Source organism: Arthrobacter sp. 01T419 (assembly GCF_056398865.1).
In genome coordinates, this window is the sequence record NZ_JBFTQF010000001.1 from 234,245 (window position 1) to 246,884 (window position 12,640).

The 12,640-nt window shown below is 64.2% G+C and carries 21 protein-coding genes; 6 read left to right on the top strand and 15 right to left on the bottom strand.

Annotated features, from left to right (window positions below; genetic code table 11):
• The first annotated feature begins 51 nt into the window (after positions 1-51).
• The gene (locus tag AC1DLO_RS01125; RefSeq protein ID WP_476888492.1) at positions 52-378 is read left to right on the top strand and encodes a DUF6572 domain-containing protein; all 327 of its coding nucleotides are present in this window, start codon (positions 52-54) and stop codon (positions 376-378) included.
• Between the two features lie 29 nt (positions 379-407).
• Here the strand turns inward: AC1DLO_RS01125 and AC1DLO_RS01130 are convergent, their stop codons facing one another.
• Positions 408-818, bottom strand: coding sequence for a hypothetical protein (locus AC1DLO_RS01130; RefSeq protein WP_476888493.1), 411 nt, complete (start codon positions 816-818; stop codon positions 408-410).
• A 224-nt stretch (positions 819-1,042) separates the two neighbouring features.
• Positions 1,043-1,378 (bottom strand): PadR family transcriptional regulator, encoded by a 336-nt coding sequence (locus AC1DLO_RS01135; RefSeq protein WP_476888494.1) that lies wholly within the window; start codon positions 1,376-1,378, stop codon positions 1,043-1,045.
• 103 nt (positions 1,379-1,481) lie between these two features.
• Here AC1DLO_RS01135 and AC1DLO_RS01140 point away from each other — a divergent pair, with 103 nt between their 5' ends.
• Positions 1,482-1,880, top strand: coding sequence for a hypothetical protein (locus tag AC1DLO_RS01140; protein ID WP_476888495.1), 399 nt, complete (start codon positions 1,482-1,484; stop codon positions 1,878-1,880).
• An 85-nt stretch (positions 1,881-1,965) separates the two neighbouring features.
• On the opposite strand, the gene AC1DLO_RS01145 is transcribed toward AC1DLO_RS01140, so the two are convergent.
• From AC1DLO_RS01145 to AC1DLO_RS01195, 11 genes are all read right to left on the bottom strand, one after another.
• The gene (locus AC1DLO_RS01145; RefSeq protein WP_476888496.1) at positions 1,966-2,193 is read right to left on the bottom strand and encodes a helix-turn-helix domain-containing protein; all 228 of its coding nucleotides are present in this window, start codon (positions 2,191-2,193) and stop codon (positions 1,966-1,968) included.
• A complete protein-coding gene (locus tag AC1DLO_RS01150) occupies positions 2,193-2,780 on the bottom strand; it encodes a hypothetical protein (RefSeq protein ID WP_476888497.1) in 588 nt (195 codons plus the stop codon). The genes AC1DLO_RS01145 and AC1DLO_RS01150 overlap by 1 nt, the downstream gene beginning before the upstream one ends.
• 432 nt (positions 2,781-3,212) lie before the next feature.
• Positions 3,213-3,443, bottom strand: a complete 231-nt coding sequence (locus tag AC1DLO_RS01155) for a hypothetical protein (protein WP_476888498.1) — start codon at positions 3,441-3,443, stop codon at positions 3,213-3,215.
• Positions 3,440-3,703 carry a hypothetical protein gene (locus AC1DLO_RS01160; RefSeq protein ID WP_277798856.1) on the bottom strand — a complete coding sequence of 88 codons (264 nt, stop codon included), beginning with the start codon at positions 3,701-3,703 and terminating at the stop codon, positions 3,440-3,442. The genes AC1DLO_RS01155 and AC1DLO_RS01160 overlap by 4 nt, the downstream gene beginning before the upstream one ends.
• Positions 3,704-3,879: 176 nt before the next feature.
• Complete coding sequence (locus AC1DLO_RS01165; RefSeq protein ID WP_476888499.1) at positions 3,880-4,371, bottom strand: single-stranded DNA-binding protein; 492 nt, start codon at positions 4,369-4,371, stop codon at positions 3,880-3,882.
• A 231-nt stretch (positions 4,372-4,602) separates the two neighbouring features.
• Positions 4,603-4,866 (bottom strand): hypothetical protein, encoded by a 264-nt coding sequence (locus AC1DLO_RS01170; protein WP_476888500.1) that lies wholly within the window; start codon positions 4,864-4,866, stop codon positions 4,603-4,605.
• Between the two features lie 112 nt (positions 4,867-4,978).
• Positions 4,979-5,125, bottom strand: a complete 147-nt coding sequence (locus tag AC1DLO_RS01175) for a hypothetical protein (protein ID WP_476888501.1) — start codon at positions 5,123-5,125, stop codon at positions 4,979-4,981.
• Positions 5,125-5,445: a hypothetical protein gene (locus AC1DLO_RS01180; RefSeq protein WP_330194416.1), complete on the bottom strand. Its 321-nt coding sequence runs from the start codon at positions 5,443-5,445 to the stop codon at positions 5,125-5,127. Before AC1DLO_RS01180 ends, AC1DLO_RS01175 begins: the two co-directional genes overlap by 1 nt.
• Positions 5,446-5,645: 200 nt before the next feature.
• Entirely contained in the window at positions 5,646-5,933 is a 288-nt protein-coding gene (locus AC1DLO_RS01185; protein WP_476888502.1) for a hypothetical protein, read from the bottom strand.
• Positions 5,934-6,019: 86 nt separating this feature from the next.
• Complete coding sequence (locus AC1DLO_RS01190) at positions 6,020-6,481, bottom strand: hypothetical protein (RefSeq protein WP_476914382.1); 462 nt, start codon at positions 6,479-6,481, stop codon at positions 6,020-6,022.
• Positions 6,482-6,972: 491 nt separating this feature from the next.
• Positions 6,973-7,491 (bottom strand): homing endonuclease associated repeat-containing protein, encoded by a 519-nt coding sequence (locus tag AC1DLO_RS01195; protein ID WP_476888504.1) that lies wholly within the window; start codon positions 7,489-7,491, stop codon positions 6,973-6,975.
• Positions 7,492-7,507: 16 nt separating this feature from the next.
• On the opposite strand from AC1DLO_RS01195, the gene AC1DLO_RS01200 reads away from it, so the two are divergent.
• Complete coding sequence (locus AC1DLO_RS01200; protein WP_476888505.1) at positions 7,508-8,338, top strand: hypothetical protein; 831 nt, start codon at positions 7,508-7,510, stop codon at positions 8,336-8,338.
• A gap of 95 nt (positions 8,339-8,433) precedes the next feature.
• Here the strand turns inward: AC1DLO_RS01200 and AC1DLO_RS01205 are convergent, their stop codons facing one another.
• Positions 8,434-9,015, bottom strand: a complete 582-nt coding sequence (locus AC1DLO_RS01205; RefSeq protein WP_476888506.1) for a hypothetical protein — start codon at positions 9,013-9,015, stop codon at positions 8,434-8,436.
• Between the two features lie 268 nt (positions 9,016-9,283).
• Between AC1DLO_RS01205 and AC1DLO_RS01210 the strand changes: the two genes are divergently transcribed.
• Positions 9,284-10,525, top strand: coding sequence for a hypothetical protein (locus AC1DLO_RS01210; RefSeq protein WP_476888507.1), 1,242 nt, complete (start codon positions 9,284-9,286; stop codon positions 10,523-10,525).
• Between the two features lie 77 nt (positions 10,526-10,602).
• Here AC1DLO_RS01210 and AC1DLO_RS01215 read toward each other — a convergent pair whose 3' ends face one another.
• The gene (locus tag AC1DLO_RS01215) at positions 10,603-10,758 is read right to left on the bottom strand and encodes a hypothetical protein (RefSeq protein ID WP_476888508.1); all 156 of its coding nucleotides are present in this window, start codon (positions 10,756-10,758) and stop codon (positions 10,603-10,605) included.
• 343 nt (positions 10,759-11,101) lie between these two features.
• Here AC1DLO_RS01215 and AC1DLO_RS01220 point away from each other — a divergent pair, with 343 nt between their 5' ends.
• Entirely contained in the window at positions 11,102-11,512 is a 411-nt protein-coding gene (locus tag AC1DLO_RS01220) for a hypothetical protein (protein WP_476888509.1), read from the top strand.
• The gene (locus tag AC1DLO_RS01225) at positions 11,509-12,546 is read left to right on the top strand and encodes a hypothetical protein (protein WP_476888510.1); all 1,038 of its coding nucleotides are present in this window, start codon (positions 11,509-11,511) and stop codon (positions 12,544-12,546) included. The genes AC1DLO_RS01220 and AC1DLO_RS01225 overlap by 4 nt, the downstream gene beginning before the upstream one ends.
• Positions 12,547-12,640: the final 94 nt, after the last annotated feature.

Genomic DNA, 12,640 nt, shown 5'->3' on the forward strand with positions numbered 1-12,640 from the left:
GAACCGATTCTCTTGCCACCAATCCCGCTTTCTCCCGATAGGAGCACCAACGTGGCCGGAATCCACGAACCGAACGTGATCGACCTCGTTACACACGACCCCTCAAGTGACGAGTACAAGCTCATTATGATCGAAGAGCGTGCATGGTCGGACGCCCCCGAACACCTCGGACAACTGAGCGAGAAAATCAACAACTACGCGATGTTCGTCCTCGATGAGGGCCTGCTGCGCGCGTACCCCGAGACCGCCGGGCATTCTGTGTGCATTCAGCTGGATTGCGCGACAACACCAACTGCGCAGGCCCAGGAACTCATCGATCTGGCCTCGGAGCGTCTCCTCGACTATGGCATCCGGTTCACTGTCAATCTGCTGGATTGAGCGCCGATACAGGGAATCAGCCAGCCGTCTTACGGGGTTTTGAGTATCGGCCTGCCCTTGTCATCCACCGGAAAGCTTTCAATGACCTTTCCTGTCGCGGTATCAATGATGACCACTGATTTTGCCGGCCAGCTCGGATCAGGCACGACGTCGAAGTGGACATCCGAGACCGAGGTGGGCTGGTGAGCATCGTTCTTTGCCCTGTTGAAGGCGTCCACGATCTGTCCGGTGGTGGTGTTCACAGCCACGGTTTCCTTGGGCAGATCTTTCCCGCTGCCGTCTGCCGGTGTTGAATTCCACCAGCCTTCGTACCCCATGACCACCGTCCTGGATTCCGCCACAGCCGCGTAGTCAGTCTTTGGCTGTGCCGCGTTGATGCCGAGGACGGTCCCTCCGACAGCGACCACGCCTAGGCCGAGCAAGCCCATTGCAATCTTCATGTTTTTCCCCCTTGTCAGATGCGACAGCAGGACGCTGCCGCGGTGCATTGATTCGTGAAACCTGGCAATGCTGGAGGAGCAAAGCGCCCCGACCAAAAGTGAGAACTCCGAGATGCCCAGGTCCGGGCCGTCCCGCAGGTCAGCCCTCCATTGTTCTTCGCGCAACGGCCGGAGACGCTCCGGAGTCAACGCCACGCATACAGCCAGGACCAACTCGGTGGACCTCATGCTCCGCACCACATGCCCTCGTTCATGGCAGGCGACGGCCGCGACGGCGACGATGGAGCCTTTGCGTTTTGGGTGTTCACGTAGTCCTGGGCCAGTGGCCGGGCATCGGAGACCAGGCGGTAATACCTCCGGCGCGGCCCTTTGCGATCCTCGGTGGTGTCCCACTCCCCCACAATCCAGCCCGCCGATTCAAGACGGTCCAGGATCGGGTAAACAGTGCCGGGCTTCTTTCCGACGTCTTTCACGATCTGCAAACCCCACACACTCTCTGCCGAGAGCAGCACTTCAAGGACCAACGCTGTAGCGGGAGTGATGCGTCCCAAGTTCTCCATGGCATAAATCTAGCTATATAGATTTAGAAGTCAAGCAGGCATGTATTCTGGGGACTTCGCGGCCACAGCTGCCGCACGTTCACTGAAGATTGGGGACTTCACAATGGCATACCGTGTCGACGACAGGGAGACAGGCAATGCGCCTCAGGTCCTTCGCGCATCATCGTACTTCTGGCTGGCCAGTGCCCTCGTGTCCGGTGTCGTTCCGGCCATCGTGATGTTCCTTCGGCCGCAGGCCTCATCCTCGTTCGCGGTCAGCATGGGAATGCTTCTCCTGTTCACGGCACTGCAATGCTGGGCTGCGTTCAGCCTGCTGCGGGGCAGACGCTGGGCCAGGAATGTGCTGACCGCCGTGGCTGTCCTGTCCATTACCGGTGCCATTGGTGCCCTGAACGATGTCCTGGTCGTTGCGGGTCTGATTCTCAGTCTTGCCGGGGCAGTACTGATGTGGCTGCCGGCATCCAGTGCATACATCCGGCACAGCCGCTCCCCCGTCGGCTGAGCCCGATCCCGGGCATCCGTCCTTATACTCTGGGCGCAGCGTACCGGCACTTGAAAGCGATCCCGGAAGTCCTGGTTGGGCCGAGTCACGGCTCGCGCGCGACCGTTAGCAGCTCACCGACCTGGCAATCGAGCACTTCGCAGATGGCGGTGAGGGTCGAGAACCGGATGGCCTTCGCGCGGTCGTTCTTGAGCACCGACAGGTTTACCAGGCTGACTCCGACGCGCTTGCTCAGCTCTGTCAGCGTCATGTGGCGGTCCGCCAGCAGGTCATCCAGGCGGCAGTGAATGTTCGACGGCTCCTCAGACGGCATCAGACAAGGCCCTCGGTATCTTTCTGGAGCCGCCGGCCGCACTCGAAGACTCCCGCGATCAGAAGGAGGGCGATACCTACGATGAATGGGGTGAGGTTGATTTCAGCCGAAAAGATCTGGGACTCCCCCGCAGCCCTGGCGTTGGCGCTGATCATCTCGGCAAGCCGGCTTCGGCCAATGCCGTCGAGAATCTGACCGGCCATACCCGCGACGGCGAGCACAACTCCGGCTGCCCCGACGATGTGGGCAGACCGAGCGGTGAAGAGGAGCCCGCTTTGGAGCCGGTAGGCCAGCAGGAACACCAGTGCCAGGGCCGCCAGGACCCCGACCTGGTTTAGCACGCCGGCCCACGCCAGACTCTCGGCGGGCCCTGCTGGCAGAACCGGTACCATCGCTTCCACTGACTTGAAGTGTCCAGTAGCCCCCAACGACAGGCCGGCGGCTGTCTGGTGTGACGTGGCTACCGGAAGCTCCAGCGTCACCGGCCCGGTAAACAACGCGGCGGTACTGGATACGGTCAGCCATGTAGTCAGGAGGGCTGCACCCGCTGAAGCGACCATCAGGAAGATCGCATCGACCCTCGACACAACCCTCTTTTGACCGGTTTCAGATGACCCGCGCGTTTGTTTCATTGTTCCCCCGGTTATCGATAATCATTAATAATGACTATCGATAAGCTACCGAGCGCACCAGCTTCCCGTCAATGAGAGATCACCTATCAGCTGGACCGGCCTCAGCCAGACACCACCTTCTGTTGACGGCTCATCACTTTTTGATCACCTCAGCCCTCCACCCGAAGAAACCCCTTCATAAGGGGCCGACTGCTCCTGCGACGGGATCGTGACTGCAGGGCCTGGTTGGAGCGCAGCGAGAATGGGCAGGAACGGGCACGTGAGCAAAAGAAGGTCCCCGCCCGGGCAGCTCGAGACTGCTCGGCCGGGGACTGTCGGCGTGTGTAACCCGCCTCTCCGCAGCACGTCCAGCGCGTTGCGGGATCGAACCGCTCCGCACGAAAGTTTTCAGCGCCTGATCCCGACGGCGGCCTTGCACTGCTTGGTGAGGACCAGGAACTGGAAGAAGGCGACGGCAGCCGACTCACCGAGGAAGTAGTGCGCTTCTTCGATCGTCATCCCACTGGGGTCGAAGTCGACGATCTGGGGATATGCCTCGGCGAGGATCCGCGCCGCCCCGGGAAGCCCGGCAGCCGGCTGGACCTCGGCGGCGGGCTCGAGCTGCTGGACCAGGCTCATTCCGGGTCCTCCAGGTCCATCCGCCCGGTGACGGTGCGGAAGCGCTCCACGGGGCGGGTGCCGCCGTGATCGGCGACGAAGACCTGGCTGGCGTGAAGGCGCAGCTTCTGGATGACGGCAGTGACGACGTCGTCGACCATGGCCTCGACATCCGGTCCGGGGTGGTCGGTGATCACCGAGCCGACGACGGCGGTGAGCCCTGCGTGCAGGGCCTGGTCGTGATCGGTGGCCTCGACGTTCGCGTCGGCGACGATCTGCATGGCGGAACTCCTTCTCTTGGCTGATGACGTTGGGGGCAGGGCAGGGCGGCGGCCAGCCGAAAGCAGATCCCCGTCCGAGCAGCGCGAGGCTCCTCGGACGGGGACTGTCGGCGTGCGTGACCCGCCTATTCGGTTGTTATTCAGTTGTGGGTTGTGCTGGGTGCGGGCCGCGCTTCTCAGGAGAAGGGCAGCTCCTCGCTGTGGACGGCGCTGGCGACGGCCGGCTGCGATGCGGCAGCGGCTGCGACGGGAGCCGGAGCCGGCTGGGTCTGCAGGGCCTGGTTCTGCGCCTCGGCGGCAGCGACGCGCTCGTTCACGCGGGCCTGGGTCACCGAGCGGGGCTCGAGGAACGTGATGTCCTCGACGACTGCCTTGAGCTCGAAGACCTCGACGCCGTTCTTGGTGTAGCGGTCCTGGCGCAGCTTGAGGTTCACGGCCACGAGGTCACCCTTGTGGATGCTCGCGAACGGGCCGATGCCGTTGGTGGTCGCGCGCACGAAAGCCTCGACCGGCACAGCGTCAGCGCCGCGGTTGCCCTGGCTGTCGGTGTAGTTGTGGTCGGCCATCAGGGTGAACGCGACCTTCTTGGAGCCGTCCTGGTTGTTGAAGACGACCGGGTCCTTGGTCAGGCGGCCGATGACGGTGGCGGAGTTGCGGGGGTTCGACATGAGTGTTTCTCCTCGTTGTGCACGAAACGCGCGGGCAGTGTCCCTGCTCCGCGCGCGATGGTGAGTTGAAGTGTTCGGTTGTCTCTCAGACCCCCATCCGGATCAGCTGTGCTGATCAGACGATGATCTTTCGAATGAAGACTCGGATCAGCTGTGCTGATCGAGCGCTCCTCAGTGCTCCTTCCGGATCAACTGCGTTGATCCCAGATGCCCTTGCATCACGGGTCCGCATCAGCTGCGCTGATCGAACCCGGTACGCCCGGCCCCAGGCCAGCCCGGTGCTGCCCCCAGATCCCAGAGTTCAGCCTCGATCTGATCGGCCGCGGCCACGTCTCCGCTCTCGCAGGCCCGCCGGTAGTCCTCCTCCAGGTACGCGATCTGCCCGTCCCGGTTCGGGAACCGTCGCCGGAACAGCAACCAGCCCAGCCACGCGAGGCAGATCATGAAGGCAAGAGTGGCGATGAGGACTCCGGCGCTATCGATGATGTTGTCCATGGCGTTTCTCCTGTCTGCTTCAGATTCGCAACCGCCGGCGGACCAGGTCCACGAGCGTCGGGTCGGGTGTATGCCCCTGGGCCTGCTGCAGCTGCAGCCAGGCGAGGATGTTCTACGTGTCCTGGGCCTCGAGCTGGCGGCGCGCGACCTCCAGCTGTTCCTCGCCGAGGGCGAGCATCCGTCCCTGGAGCTGTTCGATCTTCTCGAGGTGGCCGGTGCTCAGCTTCAGGATGCTCAGCGCATGGGTGTCCGCGGCCATCAGAGCGTCACCTCGACTTCGTGGGCGGTGGAGGCGAACGGGCCGACGGTCACGGAGCGCATGATGCGCACGAGCCCCGCCTCCTGCAGGCGCTCGGCCAGGCCAGCGTGTTCCGACCAGTCCTTGATGAACACTCGCCCCTGGCCGGCTACGAGGCCATATGCCTCGAGGTTCACCGAGATGCGCTCGGGGGCCTCCTCAGTCAGGAGTACGAGGCTGCGCTGGGCGTCGGCGTGCTGAAGGGTGCCCGTGAGCTCGATGACGCCGAAGTCGACGGCGACGCTGTGCTTGATGAGGGGCGGTGCGATGGTCTGGTCCATTGTCCTTCTCGCTTTCGATGCCTGCACGGGCAGGTGAATGGTTGTTGACCCCGGGCCGCCGTGGCTTCGTTGCCGGGCTGCGGCAGGAACGGCGTGTCCGGCGCTTCTCGCGACGGCCCGGGGCTGTTCGTGGTGCGGCGGTGGGCCGCATGAAGTCTTGACCCAGCCCCGCAGGAGGCCAGGGGCCGGAAGGGGTCTCTTTAGATTCCCCGGCGGGCCCAGTCGTAGACCTCGGCGGGACCGCGACGGGACCTCGCGGAGGCCTGGCCCTGCCCCTGGATGAGACGAAGGGTCGGGCGGGCAGTGGGTACAGGAACAGAAACGAGTGAGCTGCCTGCCTCCTCGGCCTGCGGCTGCTGTGCCGCCGCCTTGTCTGTATGTCTGCGCCGGAGCGCAGCCTCGGCCTCGGCGTAGAGCCAGATAAGCCCGAGCACAAAGACGGCGAGGAGCACAATGAGGGCCCAGCTCTGCAGTGGTGTCAGGGGCATGAGCGGGACGCTCCTTCACTGGTCGATGGTTCAGTCGATGAGTCCCCCGGCGCAGCTGCGCTGCGTCGCTGCATCCCTGCCCCGGGTCAGGAGGACCGGCGGGCAACGGTGTGCCCACAGGCGAGGTAGGCGATGTCGTAGAGCGGGGCCGGGCCCCAGGCGGGCTCCCAGTCTGCGGGCAGCGGCAGCGGCTCCGTCGCGCGCAGGATGACGTCCTGCGGCATGCCCGGAATGCTGTCCCTGAGGTCGGGAACCGGGTCGTCATCGGGAGTGCAGCCGGTGCACCATTCCTGCTCCGGCAGGAGGGCTGCCAGGTTCCGGTGGTCCGATTCGGAAACGGATGCTTCCGCTTCGCTGTCAATGACTCTGTCAGCCTGGATGGGTAAGCCGGTAATGGTCACCGGGTCGTCATCGGGAGTGCAGCCGGTGCACCATTCCTGCTCCGGCAGGAGGGCTGCCAGGTTCCGGTGGTCCGATTCGGAAACGGGTGCTTCCGCTTCGCTGTCAATGACTCTGTCAGCCTGGATGGGTAAGCCGGTAATGGTCATGAGAAGTCCTCGAATCGGTAGGAATGGTGGCGGAGTGATCACGACGGATCAGCTGTCCTGCGGCAAAAGTAGTTGTTGTTCCTGGAATGCCGGGACTGTAAATTGCCTCGGGATACTGAATGCGTGAATTTCCTGGAAGACTCACGCTCGGCTGGTACCGTGGCCTTTGTCCCGCTGGCATTCATCAGCGGGATATGTCTTTTACTGGGGGTGCAGAAGTGCGATTACGGGATGTCTTTGGCCGACGCCGGACACAAACGGCACCAGAACCGTCTCGCCTTGTGGTGGAGACGCCCACGGAACGGGAGCCCCTGACAGCTGCACAACTGTCTGATCTGGAAGAGGCGTGGACGGAGCTCAACAAGGCTGCCGGCGACGCCGGGGTTCGAACCATCAGCGCCTGCACGCGTGACGGGAGTTCCTGGAAGGACGACCCCGAGGTTGTACGCGCAATGACGGCAGCGATCAGGAATTCTTCGGGCGCAGCTGACTCAACGGACGCGAATCCGGGTCGCTGAATCCCGCAGGACCCGCAGTTTTACGTGGGGCCCTGGATGGTGTCCAGGCCGGGCGTGCTCCAGGGCAGCCTTCCAGGAGCCGAACCGGCGCTCCAGCAGCGGCGCGGACGGCTCATCGTCGTGCCTGTGGTGGATGTAGTCGTTGCGAGGGAGGCTGTCCTGGGCACCAGCGCAGCGTAGGAGCGCATCGAGCATCTGCCGGTCCGTGTAGACCAAGGGTCCGCGTCGTCCGGGTCCGGCAGGCCACCCCGGCCCGGTCCACCCAGGGACCGGTGACGTGCGCGGGACGCGTCGAGCACCCGTCCGGATCAACTCCGTTGATCCCTTTCCCAGCCAGCCGCACCTGGCAATACCGACCGCCAGTCGCGGCCCCTGCATTGCATCATTCAATAGATCATTCAATGAACCTATCCGATAAGATGTACTCGAAGACCAGTCGGATGCGAGCTGTGTGTCATCCGGCGCAGACACCGAACCAACAGGAGAGGCCATAGCGATGAAGACGCCGATGACGAGGAAAGCAGCAGCGTCCGCCGCCGCGGTGGCAGTGCTGGGCAGCCTGCTCGCCGGATGCTCCGGCGGCTCAGAGACGGCCCAGCCGTCGCCGAGCCCGAGCGCGGGCACGGCGACGGTGACCGGCGAGGACCTGGGCAAGGCGTTGGACCGGCTCGTCTTTCAGGGCACCGGGGCCAAGAGCAACGACGGCGGCGCGTGCCTGGTCCGCGCCGTGCAGGACAAGAAGCTCTCGGACGCCGGGCAGGCCTACATCGCGGGCAAGGGTAGCGACGACATCGCCGCAGTCGCCGATGGCCTCCGCGAGGTCAGTGCGATGGACGCGGCAATCCTGCTCTCCCCCGAGCTCCGCGACAAGTTCGACGCTTGCGTCCACGCGGTGATCCCACCGACCCCCGCCCCGGGTGCCACGACCAGCAAGGACAGCAAGGATCAGGTCTACGCACCGCCGAAGCAGGGACAGGAGCTCCCCCAGGCCCGGCAGCCGGATCTCACGCCGAAGTTTCCGGTGCTGCAGGGCACGAGCATCAACTCCTCCTCGCAGCTGACCGCGGGGCTCGTTTCGACGTTCTCCTCCTATGCGCTGAACGAGGATCAGAAGAAGACCTACGCAGCCTCGGGCGCTTGCCTGGCGGGCGTTGTGTTCCAGGCGGGGTTCTCACAGGAGACGCTGCGCTTCCTGGCCGGCGGTGCGCCGATCGGGACTGGCTCGATCGCAGACTTCCTGCCCAAGGACGAGGACAGGACGATCTGGAAGTCGAAGGACTTCACTGCGGCTCTCGTGGACTGCACCGCCAGCGCCACGCCGAAGGACAAGAAGGCCTGACGGGTATCAAAGCCTGAGCCGAGGCGGCGGAAGACAATGCACCCCGGGCAGCAACAGCTTCCCGTGGTGCATCTCTTTTCATGGGGCCGGCCGGATCAGCGCCGCGCCGGGAACTGCCCGCTTGCTGCGGTCTTGAGCGCATGGGCAAAACGAACGTTGACCGGGTCGGCGGCGTCGAACCAGCTCACAGCCTCGAGCGCTTGGCCTCCCTCCACGAAGTACGACTGCCAGTTGGTTCCCGGCGAATCGGCGTTCACCGGAATCGCGTGGCTTATGGCGTAGCCCTTGATAGGAACCGGTTCACTGCCCAAGAAGTCCAGTGTCGACCAGAGACGATGGCGGCCGTCGGTAAGGGATGCAGACCAAGGATCCATACACACGGATTGGCACGCACCGAACCACTCTTCCATGATGTTCTTCTCGCTGTCAGTCAGTTCTTCGACGTCAATCCCGACCAGGCCATAATTGTCCCGGTCGGACAGCTCCCATTCCCCGGCGGCCAGAGCCCGCGATACCTGGGTGACCGCCTGGGCAACCAGGTTCCAGCGTTGCTCGTCGCGGTCACCCCAGCGCTGGAGGCCCTCGTCGACGTCAGGGTCGACGGGCACGAACTTCCGGACCTGTTTGGCGTCGGCGCGCCACCAGAAGTTGGGTTCGTAAATGTAGATGTCAGTCATGGTCCCCCTCATGCTGTGTTGTTCCCGAAGGCCTGTGCTGCCGGTCGTCTTTAGCTTTGCACGCACCTAAGACACTGCAAATTTGCGCCACGGTCATCGGCGCGCGATGACGGGCTGGCCAGACTTCCCGGTCGGACACGCGAAGCCAGGGTGTCCCGGTTTACGGAGACACACAGCTGACTTCTCATTGAAGTCATTACCCGGTAGTGTCCAGCCCGGCATATCCCCAGCAAATGGATTATGGCCTGCGCTTTCAAAAGGAGACAAGTTGCACCAGGACGAATACAAGAGCCTCGTTACCCCGCTTGCGGAGCGCAACAAATGGCGGGCAGCGTACTACAGCGCCTGCCTGCAGACCGACGGCGACGATGATGAGGATCAGACCAACAGGAAGGCCGGGGCCTACTACCGGCTCCAGACCGCAGAGCAGGAAATTCAGTACCAGGCGGCGAGGATTCTGGACGAGGACCAGAGAAGCAACCTGGACAGGCTGCTGGGTTATGACTTCGAGCAGACCACTCCATGGAATGTGGACGAATGGGGAGCCGGGGGCAACCCCGAGGAGGGCGGCCGCGTTCCGGTGCTCCCGTATCTGCTCGCCGGCGACTTCGTGAAGGCATGCGGAACCACAGTCGTGCGCTCGATCAGCGGGTTCCGTTCCGGAGATGTGCTGATGCGCAGCGGCTTCCACCCACAGGCCTTCAGGTACCGCCATCCGGACAAGTACCTTGTGCCGCACATGCTCTGGCAGCTTGGCACCGATGAGTGGATCGGCATCGACGGTGTGAATTTGGGTTATAGCGGCAACGGTCCCGACTATGCGAAAAAAGCACTCCGTAGCGCCGGCGTCTCCGAGACTGTCGCCGCCCACATCGTTGGCTTCCGCTTCTGCGATGTGAGTGCCCTGGACACAGCCAATCCTGAATGGGATACCAGTGTCCGCTGGCCCGTGGAGCCCCGGCAAATGCCGGAGCTCCGGGAGGACGGCGCTCTCATCGTTCATACCGGCAACCGCTTTGCCGGCCTGTCAAAAACCGATGGACTTCGGCTGAACAATGAGGGCCCCGACCCGGACGAAAGCGGCTTCTACCCGTCGACGCACGCGGTGGACAGCGTGACCGCCTGGTTCAACTTCCTGGATCAGCCCCAGGATGCGTTGCCGTCGTGGGCGCGGGGTGACCGGGTCATCACTTTCTTCCTCGACGACCATTCGGCCGGGCAGCACGGTTACGTGAAGGACGCGAGCGGGTACGGCGCAGGATTCCAGTCTTTCCCCTCCGTCGTGGTGGTGCAGGGAGCCGTGCAGGTGTGGGGACATTACTATCACCGGGACGAGCTGCGGCCCTTGGATCTGCAGGTCCGTAAACTCGCCGCGGTGGCCGGATTCACCGGAGAGGTCCCCCTTGTCGAAGGTGATCCGTACACCTTCCTGGAAAAGGCCGGAAGGTTCTTCAATCCCGAACGGAAGTACACCGGTGTCCGGACGGCACTGGTCAAGGAAGCTGGGTGAACGGCCTCTTGACTGCCTGGCATCGAAGAACCCCACCCGGCTGCAGCCGGGTGGGGTTCTTTTTCGCCGTAATGCCGCTACGCTTCCGACCTTTCGGTGCGGATGACGATTGGCCGGGATCCTTCCGGTACCTTCGCTTTCGCTTCAGCCAGGGCAGTGTCATAGTCGGAACCCGTGGCACTGACGTAGGTCAGTGCACCCTCCGCATCTTCAACGGTCAGCGTAATTTTCACAGCTTCGAGCATAGTGCCGGTGCGGTTTTCGTCCCGGCCAGAGACAAATGCCCATAGGAAAGGACCCCAGCGCGCAGGCAGCGTACCGGGGTCCTTTCCTCTCGCCGGAGGCGGGATCGAACCATGTACAGGGCGCCCCCGGCATCGGGGCCGAGGTCCCGGGGCCGCCCTTTGGGGGACACGCGATCAGGCGCTGACCGGGTGACGCAGACGACTCTACCCGTCCGCCTGACCATTCAGCAAAGATCTCTCGCATGTTCATTGAGCAACCATTCGTGACACCGAGTCGAATAACGATAGAATGGACTCGTACATCAGTCGAATATGACAGGAGAGGCGAGACATGACCGTTGTCGATGAGCCGAAGGCCGCGCCTCCCTCTGCGCGGGCTGTGACAGGGTCCAGCGGACCGGGCCCCGACCAGAACGGCAGCGACCGCAGGGAGCGGATCTTCACCCGACTGTCCTCGGACGAGAAGCAGCGCGCGGAGTACTGGGCGCAGCGGCGCGGGTACCCCTCCGTAAATGAGTACTATGCCGAGGCCATCGCCGAGAAGGTCCGGCGCGAGAACCTCGACTTCGACATCCCCGAGTTGCTCACCGCGCGCATCAACCAGGTAGTCGACGAGCTCAAGGCACTTTCGACGAACAACGCCAATCTCGAGCGGGTCGTGACCATGGGCTTCGACAGCTTGCTCGGGTTGACCAGGGGCGACAACTATCTGCTGGACGAGGAGAACGGGGAACTGACGTGAGCCAGGGGCTGAACGAGATCATGCCCTCCACCGACGACTTGCTGGACGTCGACACGTCCTTCCTCGACGCGTACCGGACCGGTGGGAACGAGGGTCTGAAGCGGGCACAGGAACGGGCACAGCAGCCTGAGCCGGAGCAGGACACACCAGAGAAAGCTGAAGCCCCGCAGCAGAGCGCCGAGAACCTTGACCGGGACACCGGTGCCGGCCAGCGGGGAGGCTCGGGAGCAGGCAGCGCCACTCCCCCGGCCCAGAGCGACGCCGTCGCCGTGGACACAGCAGCGAGGCCGCAGGTGCACGACGACGCGGACGCCGAAGCGCACCCCGCGGCCCTCCCGGTGACCCCGCCGGAAGATGCCAACCTCCTCCCGCCCGTCCCGCTCCAGCACACCGACCATCAGGAGGCCGTGCAGTCTGCGGCGGCCAGGGGCGGCTCCGGCGGAGTGGACGAGGGCAACGAGTCGTTGCCGCAGACCGGCTTCCGACTCGACGGTGTGAAGAGCCAGCCTGCCGTCCGGGCCCTGCCCGAGGCCATCGTCGGCGCGCTGCGCGAGCAGCTGCGCTCAGCAGCCGTCCGTGAGCTCGGTGTCGGCGACACGGCAGCCCGCGAGTTCGCCGAGCGGTTGAGCCAGGCAAGCCTGGTCACGGCCTTCCTGCTTGCCCAGCTCGACCTCGGACTGGCGACCGATGCCGCCACCCGGCGCGCGGCGCAACTGTTCCGCTCCCGCGATCCGCTGCTGGGCAGCATCGCGGCGCGCATGGAAGCCCTGGAGCGGAGGGGCCGTGAGCAGTCCCAGGGCCTGGCCGTGCTGCATGGGCAGCTGGGTGAGGTAAAGGAGACCAGCGCGGCGATCGAGCAGGCCCTCGCGTACTCGATCGCGGACCGCACGAGTAACTTCCTGCGCGGCTCGCACAATGTCCACGAGGCTCCGATCACGCACAAGGACGCGGTCTTCGTCCGGGACCGGGTGCGGGAGGCGACGAAGAAGCAGGCGAAGCTCGAGTGCGAGCGGGAAGGGCGGCCGATCCGGTGAGCACCGCCACGCACAGGAGTACAGCGACCGACGCCGAGCGGTTCTGGGAGAAGGTCGATAAGGAGGCTGGGCTGGCCCGACAGCACAGGCTGCT

Bases quoted from the DNA above. Each gene is read 5' to 3' on its own strand.
- AC1DLO_RS01185 (WP_476888502.1), bottom strand. From the start codon at position 5,933: ATGCCCCTGACACCACTGCAGAGCTGGGCCCTCATTGTGCTCCTCGCC.
- AC1DLO_RS01135 (WP_476888494.1), bottom strand. From the start codon at position 1,378: ATGGAGAACTTGGGACGCATCACTCCCGCTACAGCGTTGGTCCTTGAA.
- AC1DLO_RS01190 (WP_476914382.1), bottom strand. From the start codon at position 6,481: ATGACCATTACCGGCTTACCCATCCAGGCTGACAGAGTCATTGACAGC.
- AC1DLO_RS01180 (WP_330194416.1), bottom strand. From the start codon at position 5,445: ATGGACCAGACCATCGCACCGCCCCTCATCAAGCACAGCGTCGCCGTC.
- AC1DLO_RS01170 (WP_476888500.1), bottom strand. From the start codon at position 4,866: ATGGACAACATCATCGATAGCGCCGGAGTCCTCATCGCCACTCTTGCC.
- AC1DLO_RS01160 (WP_277798856.1), bottom strand. From the start codon at position 3,703: ATGCAGATCGTCGCCGACGCGAACGTCGAGGCCACCGATCACGACCAG.
- AC1DLO_RS01220 (WP_476888509.1), top strand. From the start codon at position 11,102: ATGACCGTTGTCGATGAGCCGAAGGCCGCGCCTCCCTCTGCGCGGGCT.
- AC1DLO_RS01195 (WP_476888504.1), bottom strand. From the start codon at position 7,491: ATGGCCTCTCCTGTTGGTTCGGTGTCTGCGCCGGATGACACACAGCTC.
- AC1DLO_RS01140 (WP_476888495.1), top strand. From the start codon at position 1,482: ATGGCATACCGTGTCGACGACAGGGAGACAGGCAATGCGCCTCAGGTC.
- AC1DLO_RS01200 (WP_476888505.1), top strand. From the start codon at position 7,508: ATGACGAGGAAAGCAGCAGCGTCCGCCGCCGCGGTGGCAGTGCTGGGC.
- AC1DLO_RS01155 (WP_476888498.1), bottom strand. From the start codon at position 3,443: ATGAGCCTGGTCCAGCAGCTCGAGCCCGCCGCCGAGGTCCAGCCGGCT.
- AC1DLO_RS01175 (WP_476888501.1), bottom strand. From the start codon at position 5,125: ATGGCCGCGGACACCCATGCGCTGAGCATCCTGAAGCTGAGCACCGGC.
- AC1DLO_RS01165 (WP_476888499.1), bottom strand. From the start codon at position 4,371: ATGTCGAACCCCCGCAACTCCGCCACCGTCATCGGCCGCCTGACCAAG.
- AC1DLO_RS01130 (WP_476888493.1), bottom strand. From the start codon at position 818: ATGAAGATTGCAATGGGCTTGCTCGGCCTAGGCGTGGTCGCTGTCGGA.
- AC1DLO_RS01145 (WP_476888496.1), bottom strand. From the start codon at position 2,193: ATGCCGTCTGAGGAGCCGTCGAACATTCACTGCCGCCTGGATGACCTG.
- AC1DLO_RS01205 (WP_476888506.1), bottom strand. From the start codon at position 9,015: ATGACTGACATCTACATTTACGAACCCAACTTCTGGTGGCGCGCCGAC.